Annotated in this window: 18 protein-coding genes; 11 read left to right on the top strand and 7 right to left on the bottom strand. The window is 71.1% G+C overall.

The window, feature by feature from the left end:
* Nucleotides 1–364 precede the first annotated feature (364 nt).
* The 3 genes from murQ to ACLQ29_RS05890 all read right to left on the bottom strand — a co-directional run bounded on the left by murQ (nucleotide 365) and on the right by ACLQ29_RS05890 (nucleotide 3,325).
* The gene (murQ, locus tag ACLQ29_RS05900) at nucleotides 365–1,321 is read right to left on the bottom strand and encodes an N-acetylmuramic acid 6-phosphate etherase (RefSeq protein WP_425770559.1); all 957 of its coding nucleotides are present in this window, start codon (nucleotides 1,319–1,321) and stop codon (nucleotides 365–367) included.
* Nucleotides 1,318–2,232, bottom strand: a complete 915-nt coding sequence (locus ACLQ29_RS05895; protein ID WP_393373903.1) for a MurR/RpiR family transcriptional regulator — start codon at nucleotides 2,230–2,232, stop codon at nucleotides 1,318–1,320. Before ACLQ29_RS05895 ends, murQ begins: the two co-directional genes overlap by 4 nt.
* 76 nt (nucleotides 2,233–2,308) lie before the next feature.
* Nucleotides 2,309–3,325 carry an NAD-dependent epimerase/dehydratase family protein gene (locus tag ACLQ29_RS05890; protein WP_425770557.1) on the bottom strand — a complete coding sequence of 339 codons (1,017 nt, stop codon included), beginning with the start codon at nucleotides 3,323–3,325 and terminating at the stop codon, nucleotides 2,309–2,311.
* Between the two features lie 175 nt (nucleotides 3,326–3,500).
* Here ACLQ29_RS05890 and ACLQ29_RS05885 point away from each other — a divergent pair, with 175 nt between their 5' ends.
* Nucleotides 3,501–4,193 carry an SDR family NAD(P)-dependent oxidoreductase gene (locus ACLQ29_RS05885; protein WP_425770555.1) on the top strand — a complete coding sequence of 231 codons (693 nt, stop codon included), beginning with the start codon at nucleotides 3,501–3,503 and terminating at the stop codon, nucleotides 4,191–4,193.
* On the opposite strand, the gene ACLQ29_RS05880 is transcribed toward ACLQ29_RS05885, so the two are convergent.
* Complete coding sequence (locus tag ACLQ29_RS05880) at nucleotides 4,178–4,849, bottom strand: thymidylate kinase (protein ID WP_425770772.1); 672 nt, start codon at nucleotides 4,847–4,849, stop codon at nucleotides 4,178–4,180. The two genes, ACLQ29_RS05885 and ACLQ29_RS05880, sit on opposite strands and share 16 nt — an antisense overlap.
* 183 nt (nucleotides 4,850–5,032) lie before the next feature.
* Here ACLQ29_RS05880 and ACLQ29_RS05875 point away from each other — a divergent pair, with 183 nt between their 5' ends.
* The 5 genes from ACLQ29_RS05875 to ACLQ29_RS05855 all read left to right on the top strand — a co-directional run bounded on the left by ACLQ29_RS05875 (nucleotide 5,033) and on the right by ACLQ29_RS05855 (nucleotide 7,465).
* Nucleotides 5,033–5,617: a nucleotidyltransferase gene (locus ACLQ29_RS05875; RefSeq protein WP_393373912.1), complete on the top strand. Its 585-nt coding sequence runs from the start codon at nucleotides 5,033–5,035 to the stop codon at nucleotides 5,615–5,617.
* Entirely contained in the window at nucleotides 5,614–5,889 is a 276-nt protein-coding gene (locus ACLQ29_RS05870) for a hypothetical protein (RefSeq protein ID WP_204941733.1), read from the top strand. Before ACLQ29_RS05875 ends, ACLQ29_RS05870 begins: the two co-directional genes overlap by 4 nt.
* Before the next feature lie 10 nt (nucleotides 5,890–5,899).
* Nucleotides 5,900–6,676: a metallophosphoesterase family protein gene (locus ACLQ29_RS05865; protein ID WP_425770553.1), complete on the top strand. Its 777-nt coding sequence runs from the start codon at nucleotides 5,900–5,902 to the stop codon at nucleotides 6,674–6,676.
* Complete coding sequence (locus ACLQ29_RS05860; RefSeq protein WP_007464364.1) at nucleotides 6,667–6,810, top strand: GPGG-motif small membrane protein; 144 nt, start codon at nucleotides 6,667–6,669, stop codon at nucleotides 6,808–6,810. Before ACLQ29_RS05865 ends, ACLQ29_RS05860 begins: the two co-directional genes overlap by 10 nt.
* A 160-nt stretch (nucleotides 6,811–6,970) precedes the next feature.
* A complete protein-coding gene (locus tag ACLQ29_RS05855) occupies nucleotides 6,971–7,465 on the top strand; it encodes a TspO/MBR family protein (RefSeq protein ID WP_425770552.1) in 495 nt (164 codons plus the stop codon).
* Nucleotides 7,466–7,518: 53 nt separating this feature from the next.
* On the opposite strand, the gene ACLQ29_RS05850 is transcribed toward ACLQ29_RS05855, so the two are convergent.
* Nucleotides 7,519–8,292 (bottom strand): peptidoglycan DD-metalloendopeptidase family protein, encoded by a 774-nt coding sequence (locus ACLQ29_RS05850; protein ID WP_425770551.1) that lies wholly within the window; start codon nucleotides 8,290–8,292, stop codon nucleotides 7,519–7,521.
* Nucleotides 8,293–8,542: 250 nt separating this feature from the next.
* Here ACLQ29_RS05850 and ACLQ29_RS05845 point away from each other — a divergent pair, with 250 nt between their 5' ends.
* The 5 genes from ACLQ29_RS05845 to ACLQ29_RS05825 all read left to right on the top strand — a co-directional run bounded on the left by ACLQ29_RS05845 (nucleotide 8,543) and on the right by ACLQ29_RS05825 (nucleotide 14,796).
* Entirely contained in the window at nucleotides 8,543–9,889 is a 1,347-nt protein-coding gene (locus tag ACLQ29_RS05845) for an ABC transporter substrate-binding protein (protein WP_425770550.1), read from the top strand.
* A gap of 70 nt (nucleotides 9,890–9,959) precedes the next feature.
* Complete coding sequence (locus tag ACLQ29_RS05840; protein WP_425770549.1) at nucleotides 9,960–11,006, top strand: carbohydrate ABC transporter permease; 1,047 nt, start codon at nucleotides 9,960–9,962, stop codon at nucleotides 11,004–11,006.
* Between the two features lies 1 nt (nucleotide 11,007).
* The gene (locus ACLQ29_RS05835; protein WP_425770548.1) at nucleotides 11,008–11,976 is read left to right on the top strand and encodes a carbohydrate ABC transporter permease; all 969 of its coding nucleotides are present in this window, start codon (nucleotides 11,008–11,010) and stop codon (nucleotides 11,974–11,976) included.
* Between the two features lie 69 nt (nucleotides 11,977–12,045).
* On the top strand, nucleotides 12,046–13,092 hold the full coding sequence (locus tag ACLQ29_RS05830; RefSeq protein WP_425770547.1) for a LacI family DNA-binding transcriptional regulator: 1,047 nt from the start codon (nucleotides 12,046–12,048) through the stop codon (nucleotides 13,090–13,092).
* Nucleotides 13,093–13,122: 30 nt separating this feature from the next.
* Nucleotides 13,123–14,796: a glycoside hydrolase family 13 protein gene (locus tag ACLQ29_RS05825; protein ID WP_425770771.1), complete on the top strand. Its 1,674-nt coding sequence runs from the start codon at nucleotides 13,123–13,125 to the stop codon at nucleotides 14,794–14,796.
* 126 nt (nucleotides 14,797–14,922) lie between these two features.
* On the opposite strand, the gene ACLQ29_RS05820 is transcribed toward ACLQ29_RS05825, so the two are convergent.
* Nucleotides 14,923–16,377, bottom strand: a complete 1,455-nt coding sequence (locus ACLQ29_RS05820; RefSeq protein ID WP_425770546.1) for an MFS transporter — start codon at nucleotides 16,375–16,377, stop codon at nucleotides 14,923–14,925.
* 129 nt (nucleotides 16,378–16,506) lie between these two features.
* Complete coding sequence (xylB, locus tag ACLQ29_RS05815; protein WP_425770545.1) at nucleotides 16,507–17,934, bottom strand: xylulokinase; 1,428 nt, start codon at nucleotides 17,932–17,934, stop codon at nucleotides 16,507–16,509.
* Between the last annotated feature and the right edge of the window lie 4 nt (nucleotides 17,935–17,938).

Here is a 17,938-nt window from a genome sequence, read left to right as displayed (position 1 = left end):
TCAACCCCTGGTAACTTCTGCTGTGCCCATCGGTGCTGACACCTACACAACAGATGAGACGTGTCGGGGATTCCGTGTGGTGAGTCGAAAGTGTCACGAATGCCTGAGTCTTAGCTGAGAGCACGGTCCACGTTTGCTGTCAGCATCCCGTCGGGTGGCTCGCCGCTGGGCACCACGCACGGGTCACACACCATGGCAACACCGCCCGCCGTGGGGGCACAGCGACCCGGGTCACCACCACGCTGCGATCCTGGTCACTGCCAGATACGCGCCGAAGGACCGGTCGGTTCATCCTCCGGGGTGTATTACCCCTCGGCCAGATGAACAATCCGAAGCCCCGTTCGCTTCCCGGGGCGCGTGCGCCCTACGGGGCGAGCAGGGCGAGGGCCCCGCGTACCTGGTCGGCGGAGCGGGCCAGCGCGGCCCGGGCGGCGTCCACCTCGGCACCGGAGACCAGCGAGACGAGCGCCGTCTTCAGGTCACCGTCGGCCTCGGCGAGCGCCTGCCGGGAAACCTCCTCCGAGCAGTCGGTCGCCTCGACCAGAATCGAGATCATTCGTCCGCGGAGCTTCGCGTTGGTGGCCACCATATCGATCATGAGGTTCGAGTAGACCCGCCCCAGGCGCACCATGACGGCTGTCGAGAACGTGTTGAGCACCAACTTCTGCGCCGTGCCTGCCTTCATCCGAGTCGACCCGGTGACCACCTCGGGTCCGGTGTCCACCCCGATGAACACGTCCACCGACCGGGCGGCCTCCGCCTCCGGATTGGCGCAGAGCAACACCGTCGAGGCGCCCTTGGCGCGGGCCGCGGCGAGCGCCCCGAGCACGTACGGCGTGCGTCCGCTCGCCGCCAGACCCACCACCAGGTCGTCGGTGCGCACACAACTGGCCGCCTCGACCGCGCCGCCCCGCTCGTCGTCCTCGGCGTCCTCCACGGCCCGCCACATGGCGTCCGGACCACCGGCGAGGTGGGCGCAGAACCAGTGCCGGGGTGAGTTGAAGGTGGGGGCGAGTTCGGCCGCGTCGAGGACGCCGAGCCGACCGGACGTGCCGGCCCCGAAGTAGTGCACCCGGTGGCCGCCGCGCAGCGCCTCGACCGCCAGGTCGACGGTGGCGGCGATCTCGTCGAGCACCGCGGCGACCGCCGCCGGCACCCGCCGGTCCGCCTCGTTGATCACGGTGAGCACGTCCCGGGTCGACATCAGGTCGAGGTCGACGCTCAGCGGGTTGCGGCGTTCGGTGGGTGCGCCCACCCGGACCGTCGGGCGGGCGTGCGGTGCGGGCAGGTCCTCGTCCGGTTCCACCGCACCGGGCGTCACGGCCGCCTCCGGTTGGCACCCACCCGGTGCGACTGGACCGCCTCGGCGGTCGACTCCAGGGCCTTGCGGGCCCGCGCCCGGTTACGGGCGGCCACCCCGACGAACAGACAGTCGACCACGGTGAGCTGGGCGAGCCGGCTGGCCGTCGCCCCGGAGCGGTAGGTGGTCTCCCGGGCCGCCGTGGTCAACACGAAGTCCGCCACGTCGGTGATCGGCGACCGCGGGAAGTTGGTGAGCGCCACGGTGACGGCACCCCGCGTACGGGCCTGCTCCAGCACCTCGATCACGTCGGAGGTCGTGCCGCTGTGCGAGATGCCGATCGCCACGTCGCCCCGGCCCAGGAGGGCAGCCGAGGTCAGCGCGGTGTGCACGTCCGGAAAGTAGAAGGCGATCCGGCCGATGCGGTGCAGCTTCTGCTGGAAGTCCGATGCGACGAACCCGCTGGCGCCAGCACCGTAGATGTCGATCCGACCGGCGCTGTTGATCGCCTCGACCACCTGCTCACAGATGGCGGGGTCGAGCTGCTCGGCAGTCTCCTCGACCGCCCGGGCGTCGTTGAACGCGATGGTGGCGATGATCTGGGCGAGGTCGGCGCCGGGCGGGATGTCACCGCCGACCACCCGGGCGTCCGGTGGCTCGATGCGGCGGGCGGCCTCGGCAGCGAGCCGGATCCGCAGCTGGGGGTAACCGTCCATGCCGACCGAGCGGCAGAACCGGATGACCGTCGCCTCCGAGGTCTCCGCCGCGGTGGCGAGGTCGGTGATGGTCCGCCGGGACGCGGCGGCCGGGTCGGAGACGACCAGCCGGGCAACCCGCTGCTCGGCGGGCGACAGCGACGGCAGCAGCCCACTGATGTGGACGATCAGCCCACCGGGCTCCTGACTCGCAGAAATCTTCGGACTCTTCGCCACGGATGAAACTTACTTTCACCTGGCGTGAGCGTCAACCATGACCGGCCGGGACGACGAAAACACCTCGACGGCCGGATCACCGGTCCCGCACAGCCTGCCACTCCCGCAGCACCGCCGCCTCATCCGCCGGGTCCAGTCCCCCCTGCCGGACGGCGGCCGGGTCCGCTGTCATCCAGGCCGCCGTCGCCCGAACAGTGTCGGACAGTGGACGGACCGCCAGCCCGGCGCCCAGAGCCGGTCTCGCGTCCCGGTCCATCAGGCCACCGGACTCCGGCAGCCGCACCCACAGCGGCAGGGCCCGCTCCCCCGACCACTCGCGGACGTCGTGGGCCAGCAGGAACTCCTGGTCCACCCAGGTGAGGACCGGATCGGCGACTCCCAGCCCGGCGGCCACCCCGTGCAGCAGGTCGGCGCGGGACATCGCCGGCCCGGTGCCGTCGTACGTGCCGGCGAGGCCGATGCCGGCGGCGTGCAGCAGCCAGCCGGCCAGATCGGCCACGTCCACGAACTGCACCCGGTCGGTCGGCCGGCCGGGCGCGAGCACCTCTCCGCCGGCCGACAGCCGCCGCACCCAGTACGGAAAGCGATCGCTCGGATCCTCCGCGCCGACGATCAGCCCCGCCCGGCAGATGAACGAGCGGTCCACACCCATCCGCTCCCGGACCAGCCGCTCGATGCTCACCTTGCACTCGCCGTACCAACGGTTGTCCGGGTCGGGCAGGCCGTCCACCTCCGGTGGGGCCGGCGGCAGCACCGGTGCGTCCGACGCGGTCTGACCCGGGGTGGTGTTGTCCGCGTACACCGAGATCGTCGACACGAAGGACCAGTGTCCGACCCGCTCGGCAAGGGCGGTGAGCGCGTACCGGGCGTGACTGATCTGGCGGGTCACGTCGACCACGGCGTCGAAACCGGCGTCGGCGAGCGGCGCCAGCGCCGCGGGATCGTCCCGGTCCACAGGCACGAACCGGACGCCGGCCGGCGCGGCTCCGGACACGCCCCGGGCCGCGCAGGTCACGTCGTGCCCCCGCGCGGCGGCGAGTCGAGCCACCGCCCGGCCGAGGAACCGGGTACCACCGAGAACGAGGATCCGCATCCGCCGATCCTGCGCCCTCAACCCCCGAACGAACCAACGAATCTGCCCACCGCAGACCGTGATCATGAGGTTGTTGCCACTCCGATCGGCGTGTCACGGCAATAACTCCATGATCGACGGAGGGGGAGGGGTGGGGTGGGGGGTGGGGGTGGGGTGGGGGCAGTAGGTTGGGGGTATGGCTGGGCGGAGCGTGTTGGTTACCGGGGGTACCGGTGGGCTTGGCGGGGCCGTTGTGGGCGCGTTCGTCGAGGCGGGCTGGCGGGTGGTCGTACCGGAGCGGAGCGCCCGGCCCAGCTCGGGCCCGGCGGCGGACGACCTGGTCCGACTGGTCGCGGACCTGAGCGAGCCGGCGGGCGCCGCGCGGGCGGTCGAGGCCGCCGCCGGTGATTCGGCCGCGCCGCTGCGGGCGGTGGTCAACCTGGTCGGCGGGTACGCCAGCGGCGGTCTGGTGCACGAGACGCCGGTCGAGGACTTCGAGCGGATGCTCACCGTCAACCTGCGACCCACCTACCTGGTCACCCAGGCCGCGTTGCCCCACCTGGTGGCGGCCGGTGGCGGCGCGGTGGTCTGCGTGGCGGCCCGCGCGGCGGTCGCCCCGTTCCCCGGCGCCGCCGGCTACGTGACGGCCAAGGCGGCGGTGCTGGCGCTGGCCAACGCGATCGCGGTGGAGTACCGGTCCCGCGACGTGCGCTGCAACACGGTGCTGCCAAGCGTCATCGACACCCCGGCAAACCGGGCCGCCCAGCCCGACGCCGACCACTCCCGCTGGGTGGCCCCGGCCGAGATCGCGTCGGTGATCCGGTTCCTCGCGTCGGCCGAGTCCGCGCCGACGAGCGGCGCCACCGTGCCGGTCTACGGGCGGGCCTGAGCCACCATCGGGTCACCATCCCCCTCCGCCGCCCGGGGGGACGCCGGCAGCCAGCTCCCCAGGTGCGCCTGGATCTGCTCGGTCACCTCCTCGGCCGGACGGCCCGCGTCCACGAGCACGAAGCTCGGATATTCGGGCAGGGCCCGGTAGGCGGTGTCCGCCGCGGTCAGCCAGCCCATCGTCTCGTGGTCGGTGCCGCGCTCCTCGATGCGCCGGTACGCCTCCGCCGGGTCGACCGCGAGCAGGAATGTCACCTGTGGGGTCGGGAACAGTCGGTAGCCGGCTCGGGCCAGCCGCTCCCAGCGGTGCCCGCCGTGGGCGCGGATGCTCGCGTACTGGCAGGCCGAGTAGCGGTCCATCACTGCCGTCCGGCCGGTGAGCAGGCAGGTGACCAGGGCTAGGGCGATGGCGAGCCAGCGCAGCACGGACTCCACCGCCAGCATGCCGTCGCGCCCGACGAGCCGCTGCGCGTCCGGCCGGCCGAGCCGGTGGGCGACCCGGCCGAGCCAGCGGCGCCCGCTGGCGTTGCGGCGGTAGGTGGCGGGGCTCCCGGCGGCCGTCAGCGCGTCGGCCAGCCGGTGCGCCTGCGTGGTCTTGCCCGAACCGTCGATGCCGATCAGGGCGACGGTGCGCAACCGGCCCCTGCCGCGTCGCATCCCCGATGATCTGGCCACCCTCCACAGATTATCCGACCGGCGCACCGACTCCGCGAGGTTTGTGCTGTTTCGACCCTGTTGACGCCCGACCGAGTCCCAAGCAGGTGTGGCCGACCGGAATGCCGGGTACGGGAGTCTGAAACCCAAACCGCCGGTCCACCAACACGACGACGGGAGATCCAGATGGCTGAGCGCGGGGACGAGAGTCTGGTGCACACCCTCAAGAAGGTCGCCGCCGTGCTCAAGCAGTCCGAGATCCCGTTCGCCCTGGGCGGCAGCTTCGCCGTCTACGCCCACGGGGGCCACTCCAGCGAGCACGACGTCGACTTCCTGATCCGGGAGGCCGACGTGGAGCAGGCCCTGGAGGCCCTGGTGGCCGCCGGCTTCGTCGCCCAGCGACCACCCGAGGACTGGCTGGTGAAGGTCTTCGACGACGGCCGGATGGTGGACCTCATCCACCGGCCGATCGAGACACCGGTGACCGAGGAGACGTTCGCCGACACGGTCATCCGGCCGGTGGACGCGATCCACATGCCGGTGCTGTCCGCCACCCAGCTGATGGTGCACAAACTGCTCAGCTTTTCCCAGCACTACTGCGACTTCGCCCGCGGCCTGCCGCTGGCCCGGTCACTGCGGGAGCAGATCGACTGGGAAAGGGTACGCAAGGAGACGCAGCACTCGCCGTACGCCGAGGCGTTCCTGGTGCTGCTGGACCGGCTGGAGGTGGTGCCGGCGGTCGGCACCCAGCCAGGAGAGGGGACACCGTGACCCATCATCGCGACATCGGCGCCGGGCCACCGGACGAGTACGTCGAAGCCGAGATCCAGCGCCTGCTCGCCGAGGACCCCGCCGTCGCCGAACAGGGGATCACCGTGGTCCGACGGGACCGCGCCCTCGTGCTGTACGGCGAGGTGGAGAGCCCGCACCGGCGCGCGGAGATCCTGCGCCGGGTGTCCGAGCGCTTTCCTGACGTACCGATCGCCAGCGACATCGGGGTGATCCGCGCCCAGGCGCCAACGGAGATCGAGCAACTGCCCTGAGGGAGGTTCCATGGTGATCCGGATCGCCGCGGTGGGTGACGTGCATCTGGACGAGGACGTGGTCGGACGGTTCCGACCGGCGTTGGAAGAGCTGCCGGAGTGCGCCGACGTGCTGCTGCTGGCCGGGGATCTGACTCGGCACGGCACCGAGGCCGAGGCGCGCTGCGTGGCGGAGGAGTTCGGTGGGTTGGCCGTGCCGGTCGTGACCGTGCTGGGCAACCACGACCACCAGTGTGACCAGGTGCCCCAGGTGGTCAAGGTGCTCGAGGACGCGGGCATCACCGTGCTGGAGGGCAACGGCGTGGTGTTGGACTGCGCGGGCGGGCGGCTCGGCATCGCCGGGGTCAAGGGCTTCGGCGGCGGGTTCGCCGGGCGGTGTGCGAGCGACTTCGGTGAGCCGGAGATGAAGGCTTTCGTACGGACCACCACCGACAGCGCGGACCGCCTCGGCGCCGCGCTGCGCTCGCTCGACTGCGACATGCTCGTCGCCCTCACCCACTACGCGCCGGTGCCGGACACGCTTGTCGGCGAGCCGTTGGAGATCTACCCGTTCCTCGGGTCGTACCAGTTGGGACAGGCGATCGACTCGGCGCCCACCGCGCTGGCCCTGCACGGGCACGCGCACGCCGGCAGCGAGCGCGGCACGACCCCCGGCGGGGTACGCGTCCGCAACGTCGCGCACCCGGTGATCAAGCAGGCGTACAGCGTCTTCCATGTCGGCGATCAACTTGATACCGACCAGGTTTCCACGCTCGGACCGTCGGGTATTCAGAGGTCATGGAGCTGATTCTTTGGATTCTCGCAGTCGTACTCGTGGTCGCCGGCATCCTCGCGCTGTTCCGCCGGCAGATCCTGTGGGGCATCGTCCTCATCGTTGTCGGGCTGTTGGTCGGCCCGGGTGGTGTCAGCATCTTCAATTAGCGTTCGCACGACGTCATAACCGGGACCCGTCGGGGTCGCCGCGACCGGAGCTCCGTCCTCCCGACAGGAGCACCGGCCGCGGCGATCCCGGCGCTTTTTTGTGGGCGTTCGTGCCACCGTCGGCGGTTTGAGCTGCTGCCGACGGGAAACTATCTCGACCATGGAGATATCTCAGGACGCGCCGAGGACCTCCGGCCGGCGACGGTGGTGGGCCCTCGTCGGCTTCGCCGCGGCCGTCTTCGTCGCGGCGGCGATCGGCGGGCTGGGGGTGCAGGGCACCACCGACGAGTACGCGAGCCTGCGGCAGCCCGACTGGGCTCCGCCCTCCTGGCTGTTCGGCCCGGTGTGGTCGCTGCTCTACGCGCTGATCGCCGTGGCCGGCTGGCTGGTGTGGCGGCGGGTCGGCTTCTCGACCGCGCTCTGGGCGTGGTCCGCGCAACTGGTGCTCAACGCCATCTGGACCCCGCTGTTCTTCGGCGCGGGGCAGTACGGGCTGGCGTTCGCCGAGATCGTGGTGATGTGGCTGGCGATCGGGCTCACCGTGGTGCTGTTCGCCCGGGTGTCCCGGGTGGCGGCCGCGCTGCTGCTGCCCTACTGGGCGTGGGTCACCTTCGCTGCCGCGTTGAACCTGTCGATCTGGCAGCTGAACTCCTGACCGACAGGTCCCGGCGGCGCCGCCCGCCGGGACCGACCGTGGCCGTTTCCGGGTCAGCAGCGAGGGACGCCGGGGATGTATCCGTCCGAACCGGTGTAGACGTACGCGTCGGCGATGTACCTACCGGAGCCGATGCGGTCCCAGATCGAGCTGGTGCCGTACGTGCCGGTGACACTGGTGCCGCTGGTCTGGCAGGCGATGGTCACCCGGGTCCCGTCGGCGACGGTGCCCACCGAGGCGTACCCGGTGCCGGGGCCGGAGCGGACGGTCAACGCGGTGCCGCTGGTGTCGACGGTGCCGTTGCCGCTGCCCGAGGAGCACCCGTTGTCACTGGTGTAGCTCTTGGTGCCCCAGTAGAGGCCGAGGGCGCCGTTGAAGCGGACCTGGATGTCGCCGCCGTTGAGCCGCTGCTCGTAGTGCAGGTGGGGGCCGGTCGAGCCACCGGTGCTGCCGACCCAGCCGAGCACCTTGCCGTAGCCGACCGTCTGCCCGACCGAGACGTTGAAGCCGTTGAGGTGGGCGTAGTAGGTGTTGTAACCGCCACCGTGGTTGATTCGGACGTACTTGCCGTAGCTGGTGCCGCCGAGATCCGTCACCCGGTCGACGGTGCCCGGGGCGCTGGCCACCACGGGGTCGCCGACGTCGTCGGTGCGGTTGAAGTCGACGGCGTACGCCGGGCTGTGGTCCGACCTGGTCTGGCCGGACCAGGACTGGCCGCACGGGAAGGGCACCTTGAAGGTCGGCGCGGCCAGCGCCGGGCTTGCCGGCACCAGCGCTCCCCCGACGAGCAGACCCGTCACCAGCAGGCTCATCCACCGCTTGCGCATGCGGCTCCTCCTATGTCGAAAACCTTCGATCCGATACGCCCAGCCTGACAGATATCGTCAATCTTCGAAAGAGTCCAGGATTCGGGATGGCAGCGCGCTCACCAGGCAGACCGCAGGTTTCGGGATTGTTACTCGCTCGTGTCTGACAGGGGGTGGACCGGAGCGAATGCAAGCGCTTACATGTGTGCACGCCCAATCGGACCGGCGACGGGTCACCAGCACGACCGCGCCGGCTAGGAAGGAGGACGGCATGGCGGTCTTTACCAGACCACGCCAGGCCTTCGTGATCGCCGGCGTACTCGGGCTGGCGCTCAGCGCCACCGCCTGCGGTACCGGCGACGACAAGAAGAGCAACAACGCGGGCTCCGCGGAGTGCGCCGCCTACGACAAGTACGAGGGCCACGACGGCAAGAAGGTCTCGATCTACGCGTCCATCCGTGACGCGGAGGCCGACCTGCTGGAGCGCTCCTGGTCGGACTTCACCAAGTGCACCGGCATCGAGATCGACTACGAGGGCAGCGGCGAGTTCGAAGCACAGCTCCCCGTGCGGGTCGACGGCGGCAACGCCCCCGACATCGCCTTCGTGCCCCAGCCGGGCCTGGTGAAGCGCTTCGCGGACGCCGGCAAGCTGAAGAACCTGAGCACCGACACCAAGACGATGGCCGAGCAGAACATGCCGGCCGACTGGCTGAAGTACGGCACCGTGAACGGAACGCTCTACGGCGTGCCGCTCGGCGCCAACGTGAAGTCCTTCGTCTGGTACTCGCCGAAGACGTTCAAGGAGAAGGGCTGGGAGGTTCCGACCTCCTGGGACCAGCTCATCGCCCTGAGCGACAAGATCGCCGCCAGTGGCATGAAGCCGTGGTGCGCGGGTGTCGAGTCCGGTGACGCCACCGGCTGGCCGGCCACCGACTGGATCGAGGACGTGGTCCTGCGGACCCAGGGGCCCGAGGTCTACGACCAGTGGACGACCCACGCCATCCCGTTCAACGACCCGAAGATCGTCGACGCGGTTGACCGCGCCGGCAGCATCCTCAAGAACGACAAGTACATGAACGGCGGCTTCGGCGGCGTCAAGAGCATCACCACCACCGCCTTCCAGGAGGCGGGCCTGCCGGTGACCACCGGCAAGTGCGCGATGCACCGACAGGCGTCGTTCTACGCCAACCAGTTCCCCGAGGGCACCAAGGTGGCCCAGGACGGCGACGCGTTCGCCTTCTACTTCCCGGCCATCGACGCCGCCAAGGGCAAGCCGGTGCTGGGCGCGGGCGAGTTCGTCGTCGGCTACGCCGACCGTCCCGAGGTCCAGGCGGTGCAGACCTACCTGGCTTCGGCCGAGTACGTGAACAGCCGCGCGAAGCTCGGCAACTGGGTCACGGCGAACAACAAGCTGGACATCGCCAACGTGGCCAGCCCGATCGACAAGCTGTCCGTTCAGATCCTGCAGGACAAGACGGGCACCTTCCGCTTCGACGGATCGGACCTGATGCCGGCTGCCGTCGGCGCGGGAACGTTCTGGAAGGGCATGGTCGAGTGGCTGAACGGCAAGCCGACCGCCCCGGTGCTCCAGGGCATCGAGAGCAGCTGGCCTAAGTGATCCCGGCGGTGGCCCGGTCCGCGATCGCGGGCCGGGCCACCGGCCGAGGTGGACCCGGAAGGGAGGGTTGATGAAGTTCGACTTCGCCGATCAGCAGCCGAAGTTCCTCATGCTGATGTACGGGCTGGTCGCCTTCGTGGTGGTCGTGGGTGGTCTGCTCCTGTTGCTCGACGTGGTGCCGGCCTGGTTCGCCCGCCGGCGGGAGGCTCAGCTCGTCGCGGCCTCCGTGGGCGGGGGCCCGCTGCCCCGCCGACGCAAGCAGCGGGAGGGGCTCTTCGCGTTCTTCTTCCTGCTGCCGACGCTGCTGCTGCTCGTCATCGGCCTGGTCGTGCCGGCCATCCGCACCACGCTGCTCTCCCTGATGGACGGAAGCAGCACCAACTGGGTGGGTCTGCGCAACTACGGCTGGATGTTCTCCGACGACTCGATCGTCCGGGTCCTGATCAACACCCTGGTCTGGGTGCTCCTCGTCCCGTTGGTGGCGACCGGGTTCGGCCTGATCTACGCCGTACTCGTGGACAAGGCCCGGTTCGAGGCGGTGGCCAAGTCACTGATCTTCCTGCCGATGGCCATCTCCTTCGTCGGCGCCAGCATCATCTGGAAGTTCGTCTACGCCTACCGGGGTGAGGGCGACCAGATCGGTCTGCTCAACCAGATCGTGGTCAGCGTCGGCGGTGAGCCGAAGCAGTGGCTGCTGGAATCACCGCTGAACACGCTGCTGCTGATCGTCATCATGGTCTGGATCCAGGCCGGTTTCGCCATGGTGGTGCTCTCCGCCGCGATCAAGGCCATCCCCGGCGACATCGTGGAGGCCGCCCGGCTCGACGGGGTCAGCGCCTGGCAGATGTTCTGGCGGATCACCATGCCGAGCATCCGGCCGGCGCTGATCGTCGTGGTGGTGACGCTCACGATCGCCACGCTCAAGGTCTTCGACATCGTCCGGACCTCGACGAACGGCAACTACGACACCAGCGTGATCGCCAGCGAGATGTACAACCAGGCGTTCCGGTACGGCCAGAACGGGCAGGGTTCCGCGCTCGCGGTCTTCCTCTTCATCCTGGTCATCCCGGTCGTGATCTACCAGATCCGCAACCTCCGTCAGCAGCGGGAGGGCTGAGATGACCACTGCAACGCCCACCGTCGCCACCGGCACCCAGAAGACCGACGGCACCCCGACCACCGCTGCCGGACGGGTCCGCAAGCGGCTGAACAGCCGCACCGCCACCCTCGTCTCGGTCATCATCGCGGTGGTCTGGACCATTCCGACATTCGGCCTGCTCGTCTCGTCCCTCCGCCCCGAGGACGAGATCAAGACCACCGGTTGGTGGACCGCGTTCACCAACCCGCAGTTCACCTTCGAGAACTACCAGCAGGTCCTGTTCGGGCGGTCGTCGTCCTCCGGCCAGCTCGCCGGGTCCTTCATCAACTCCCTGGCGATCACCATTCCGTCGGTGCTCTTCCCACTCGCCTTCGCCTGCCTGGCCGCGTACGCGCTGGCCTGGATCAACTTCCGCGGCCGGGACTGGGTCTACATCGCGATCTTCGCGTTGCAGATCGTGCCGTTGCAGATGGCCCTGGTGCCACTGCTGAAGTTCTTCTCCACCGGCGTCACCCTCGGCGGCGTCACCCTGATGCCGGCCTGGGACCTGGTCGACGAACAGAAGTTCGTCCAGGTGTGGTTCGCCCACACCTGCTTCGCGCTCCCGTTCGCCGTCTTCCTGCTGCACAACTTCATCTCGCAGCTGCCCGGGGACCTGATGGAGGCGGCCCGGGTCGACGGGGCCACCCACCCGAAGATCTTCCGCAGCATCGTGCTGCCGCTGATCACCCCGGCCCTCGCGGCGTTCGGCATCTTCCAGTTCCTCTGGGTCTGGAACGACCTGCTCGTCGCGCTGATCTTCGCCGGTGGCGGCAACGAGACCGCCCCGCTCACCGTCCGGCTCGCCGAGATGGCCGGTACCCGGGGCAACGAGTGGCAGCGCCTCACCGCCGGCGCGTTCGTCTCCATCGTCGTACCGCTCATTGTCTTCCTGTCCCTGCAACGCTTCTTCGTGCGAGGTCTGCTCGCCGGCAGCGTCAAGGGCTGACCCGCTCGCCCGCCGCCGCCTGGCCCCTCGGGCGGCGGCGGGCGCGTGGGGCACCGAGCGGGGGAAACCGTGACGAGGATCGATGATGTGGCCCGGTTGGCCGGCGTGTCCACGGCCACCGTCTCGCGAGCCCTGCGCGGGCTCCCGACGGTCTCCGCCGCCACCCGGCACCGGGTGCTCGCCGCCGCCGAGCAACTCGACTACGCGGTCTCACCGAGCGCGTCCCGGCTCGCCGGTGGCCGGACCGGCACCGTCGCGGTGGTGGTCCCCCGGATCACCCGCTGGTTCTTCAGCACCGTCGTCGAGGCGGTCGAGGAGTACCTCCACCAGTCCGGCTACGACCTGCTGCTCTACAACCTGGGCGGCCGGGAGCAGGTCCGCCAGCGGGTTCTCCGCACGGCCAACCTGCACAAGCGCGTGGACGCCATCATGCTCGTCGCCACGCCACTGCGGCCGGCCGACCTGACCGCGCTGGCCGCCCTGGACCTGCCCGGGGTCACCATCAGCTCGGGCAGCAGGGTGCCCCACTGGCCCTGCGTACGGATCGACGACGTCGCGGCCGCCCGGGCCGCCACCCGGCACCTGATCGACCTCGGCCATCACCGGATCGCGCACATCTCCGGCGACCCGGACGACGAGTTGGCCTTCACCACCCACCTCGACCGACGCCGTGGCTACCGGGCGGAGCTGCGCGCCGCCGGCCTGCGGCCCGACCCGAGCCTGGATGTCGAGTCCACCTTCACCATCGACGGCGGCAACCGGGCCACCGCCGAGTTGCTGGCCAGTGGCGAACCGCCGACCGCGATCGTCGCCGCCTGCGACGAGATGGCGATGGGGGCGATGACCGCGGTACGCGACGCCGGGCTGCGGGTGCCGCAGGACGTCAGCGTGATCGGCATCGACGACCACGACCTGGCCGGTGTGCTGGGACTCAGCACCATCGCCCAGCCCGCCGCCGAACAGGGACGGCTCGCCGCCCGCATGTTGCTCGACCCGCTCGGGGCACGCCCGCCGGGCCCCATCCTGAGCCAACGGAACGCCGGGCGCGACACGCCGGTGATCCTGCCCACCCGCCTGGTGGTCCGGGACTCCACCGCACCACCCCGGGCACACTGAAATCCACACACCGCACCACGGGAGACGACCCTGAACACCGACCCGACGCAGCAGAACGCCTCCGGCCACCCGGTCACCGGCTGGTGGACCGAGGCGACCATCTACCAGATCTACCCCCGCTCGTTCGCCGACTCGGACGGTGACGGGATCGGTGACCTGCCCGGCATCACCGCCCGCCTCGACCACCTGGTCGAGCTGGGCGTGGACGCGGTGTGGCTCTCCCCCTTCTACCCGTCGCCGCAGGCCGACGCCGGCTACGACGTGGCCGACTACCGCGACATCGACCCGCTGTTCGGCACGCTCGCCGACGCGGACAAGCTGATCGCCGAGGCCCGCTCCCGCAGCCTGCGGGTGATCGTCGACCTGGTCCCGAACCACACCTCGTCCGCGCACCGCTGGTTCCAGGCGGCGCTGCCCGCCGCGCCCGGCAGCCCGCAACGGTCCCGGTACATCTTCCGGGACGGCCGCGGGCCGGCCGGCGACCAGCCGCCGAACGACTGGCAGAGCGTCTTCGGCGGCCCGGCCTGGACCCGGACGGTGGACGCCGACGGGCAACCCGGCCAGTGGTACCTGCACCTGTTCGACACCGGCCAGCCGGACCTCAACTGGGACAACCCGGAGGTGCACGCGGAGTTCCTGGACGTGCTGCGGTTCTGGCTGGACCGTGGGGTGGACGGCTTCCGGGTGGACGTGGCGCACGGCCTGATCAAGCAGGCCGACCTGGCCGACTGGCAGGAACCACAGGAGATCCTCTCCGGCAACGAGATCGACAAGCCGCGCCCGCCGATGTGGGACCAGGAGGGCGTACACGAGATCTACCGGCAGTGGCGGCAGGTTCTCGACAGCTACCCCGGCGAACGGGTGCTGGTCGCCGAGGCGTGGGTGGAGCCGGCCGAGCGGCTGGCCCGCTACGTCCGCCCGGACGAGATGCACCAGGCGTTCAACTTCGAGTACCTGCTCGCCGCGTGGACCGCGCCAGCCCAGTACGCGGTGATCACCCGCTCGCTGGAGGCGACCGACTCGGTCGGCGCGCCGACCACCTGGGTGCTGTCCAACCACGACGTGGTGCGGCACGCCTCCCGGCTTGGCCTGCCGATCGGCACCGTACGGCCCAACGGCATCGGCATCGGCGACCCGCAGCCGGACGCCGCGCTCGGCCTGCGCCGGGCCCGGGCGGCCACCCTGCTGATGCTCGCCCTGCCCGGCTCGGCCTACCTCTACCAGGGTGAGGAGTTGGGGCTGCCCGAGCACACCACGCTGCCCGACGAGGCCCGGCAGGACCCGACCTGGGCGCGCAGCGGGCACACCCAGCGCGGCCGGGACGGCTGCCGGGTGCCGATCCCGTGGGAGGCCGACTCCCCCTCGTACGGCTTCGGACCCACCGACGCGAGCTGGCTGCCGCAGCCCGCGCTCTGGGCGGAGTACGCGCTGGACCGCCAGCGCGACGTTCCCGGCTCGACGTACGAGCTGTACCGCACGGCACTGCGGCTGCGCCGCGAGCACGGGCTGGGTCGCGGCACCCTGGAGTGGGTGTCGTCCGGCGACGAGTCGTTGACCTTCCGCAACGGCGAGCTGACCGTGCTGACCAACTTCGGTACGGCGTCGGTGCCGGTGCCGGCCGGTGCCGAGGTGCTGGCCAGCAGCGCACCGCTGGACGACGACGGCGCGCTGCCCACCGACGTCACCGTCTGGCTGCGGGGCTGACCCGAGCCCTGAGGGGGGCCAAGATCCGCGCACCATCAGGGATGTTGGCCCCTCACGCTCGCCCGAGGCAGCACTTTCCCTGATGGTGCGCGGATCTCGGAGCGTGGCCGGACGCGTGGTGCGCGGTTAGAGGCGGTTGGCGCGGGTGTGCAGCAGGTCGTGCACGTTCTCGATGTCCGCTGGCGAGGTTCGCGAGGCGAGCCAGTACATGACGCCGGTGGGGATGAAGAAGAGCTGGAACGCGGCCAACCCGACGGCGAAGTTCAACGGCGGTGGGAATGCCACCCGCAACCCCTGGAAGGCCACCCCGACCAATCCGTTGCCGGCCGCACGACCGACCCCGTTGACAAGGTTGCCCAGGCTGTAGACCGTGCCCCGGTGCTCCGGCGGGTTCACGTCGGCGATCAGCGCGAACCAGTTCGGCGAGTTGGCCGAGGTCAGCGCGAGCGCCACGATCGCGGTGAGCAGGCTCAGGCCCACCGACGGCTCGGTGATCACACTGGCCAGCACCGCGCCCACGACCGCGCCGCCGCCCGCGCCGTCCGGCACGTCGATGGTCACCGGGACGAAGAACAGCACCAGGTAGAACGGCAGCGCGGCGAGGATGCCGACCGCGGCGACCAACGCCCGACCCCGAGGGGTACGCCGCTGCGCCGCGTCGCCGATCAGGCCGCCCACGATGGAGAGCACCCCGCCGAGCTGGAACAGCGTGGCGAAGACGCTGCCCACCACCACGGCCGTCGACGTCGAGTAGCCCTGGGCCTCGGCCCGTTCGGCGAAGAGCACCGGCAGCCACACGAGTGAGCCGAACGCGGCCTGCGCGGTCAGGCCCTGCAGGATCAGCCACCTGTTGGTCCGTCGGGCCAGGATGCGCGGCAGGTCGGCGCGGCTGATCCGATAGTCGTACTCGGCGCCGGCGTCCAACCGGTCGGCCAGCTCCGGCTCGCTCTGGCCACGCCGGACGTCGTACGTGAACAGGTAGGCCACGGTGGCGACCAGGCCCACGCCGGTCAGGACCAGGAACGGTCGGCGCCAGTCGGTCGCCCCGAGCAGCCCACCGACGAGCGTGCCCGCCAGGGTGCCGACCCCCTGGGAGAGACCCCAGAAGCTCATCACCAGCCCGCGCCGGGTCGGTGAGATCAGGTCGGTGACCACGGAGAACCCGACCGAGCCGACCGCGCCGAGACCAACGGCGGCGACCAACTGTGCGGCCAGGAAGGTCAGGTAGCCGCCGGCGAGCGCGCTGCCGCCGGTGCCGGCCGCCCAGAGCAGCGTGCCCACCATGAGCAGCCGCTTGCGGTTGGTCCGGTCACCGACGTACGCCCAAGCGACCGCGGCCACGGCGCTGACCAGGAAGCTGATCGCGGTGACCAGACCCAGCAGCCGTCCCGACACGTCGAACGCGTCGGAGATCGGGCCGTAGAGCGGCGGGACCAGCCCGATCGCCACGTTGTCCAGGGAGGCGAGCAGCACGAACACCACGACGCTGTACAACCGGTGCGCCGGACCACCGCCCCGGCCGGGCGGGCGTGAGTCGGGCGCCGCCCGACCCCGGTCGGGCCCGCCACTGCTCACCGTCATGACCGGCAGCCAACCAGACCCCGCCGAGGGGGCCGTCACGCGGGTGGGTGCCGGTCGGCTTGCGCCGGCACCCACCCGCGTCGATCCCGACGCTCAGGCCAGTCAGGGACCGCTGGGCGAGTCACCCGGTCAGCGCCTGTCGAGCACCAACCCGCGCGCCGCCGCGTACTGGTCGCGCACGGCGGGGACCGGCTCGGCCGCGTACTCCTCGGTGCCCTCGACCGCCCAGTTCGGCGGCGTCGGGCCGCCCAGGGCGACCCAGGCGGCCTGCCGGGCGGCGCCGTCGGCGACGTACTCCCCGGCCGGCGGCACGACGACCGGGCAGCCGAAGACCTGCGGGGCGATCCGACGCACGGCGGCCGACCGGGCTCCGCCGCCGACCAGGATGACCCGGCGGACGGTGGCACCCTGCGCGGTCAGCGCGTCCAGGCCGTCGGCGAGCGCGCAGAGCATGCCCTCCACGGCGGCCCGCGCCAGGTGCGCGGGGGTCGACGTGCGCAGGGTCAGCCCGTGCACCGCGCCGGTGGCGAGCGGCCGGTTCGGCGTCCGCTCGCCCTCCAGGTAGGGCACCATGACCAGCCCGTCCGCGCCGGCCGGCGCGGAGAGCGCCAGGTCGGCCAGCTCGTCCAGGCTGACGCCGAGCAGCGCGGCGGCGGCGTCCAGCACCCGGGCCGCGTTGAGCGTGCAGACCAGCGGCAGGAAACGACCGGACGCGTCGGCGAAACCCGCCACGGCACCGCTCTCGTCGGCCGCCGGCACGTCGGCCACGCTGAACACGGTGCCGGACGTGCCGATCGAGACGACCACGTCGCCGGGGCCGGCACCGACGCCGAACGCGGCGGCGGCGTTGTCCCCGGTGCCCGCGCCGAGCAGCGCGCCGCCCGACCCACCCAGCTCGTCGGCCAGCTTGCCGGCCGACTCCGCCGGACCGAGCACCTCGGGCAGCACCAACTGCCGGCCGAAGGCCCGTTCCAACAGGTCCGGTCGGTAGTCGCCGGTCGCCGGCGACCAGTAGCCGGTGCCGCTGGCGTCACCACGGTCGGTGCGCAGCGCGCCCAACCCCGGTGCGCCGCCCAGCCGCCACGTCAGCCAGTCGTGCGGCAGGCAGACGGCGGCCACCCGGGCGGCCGCCTCCGGCTCGTGGGTGGCCAGCCACCGCAGTTTGGTGATGGTGAAGCTGGCCACCGGGACACTGCCGGCGGCTTCGGCCCAGAACCGACGCCCGGCCGCGCCGCCGCCGGCCTCCTCGACGAGATCGGCGGCGGCGTCGGCGGATCGGGTGTCGTTCCACAACAGCGCCGGGCGGACCACCCGGCCGTCCTCGTCGAGACACACCATGCCGTGCTGCTGGCCGGCGACGGAGATCGCCGCCACGTCGGCCAACCCGCCGGCCTGGTCGACGGCGCTTCGCAGCGCCTGCCACCAGGCTTCCGGGTCGACCTCGGTGCCGTCCGGGTGCGGTGCCCGGCCCTGCCGCAGCAGAGCCCCGGTCTCCGCGTCCCGGATGACCACCTTGCAGGACTGGGTGGACGAGTCAACGCCTGCGACCAACGGCATGGCG

The sequence above is a fragment of the Micromonospora sp. DT228 genome (assembly GCF_049841595.1).
Taxonomy (GTDB): Bacteria; Actinomycetota; Actinomycetes; order Mycobacteriales; family Micromonosporaceae; genus Micromonospora.
This window is presented reverse-complemented; position numbering and strand designations above follow the sequence as displayed.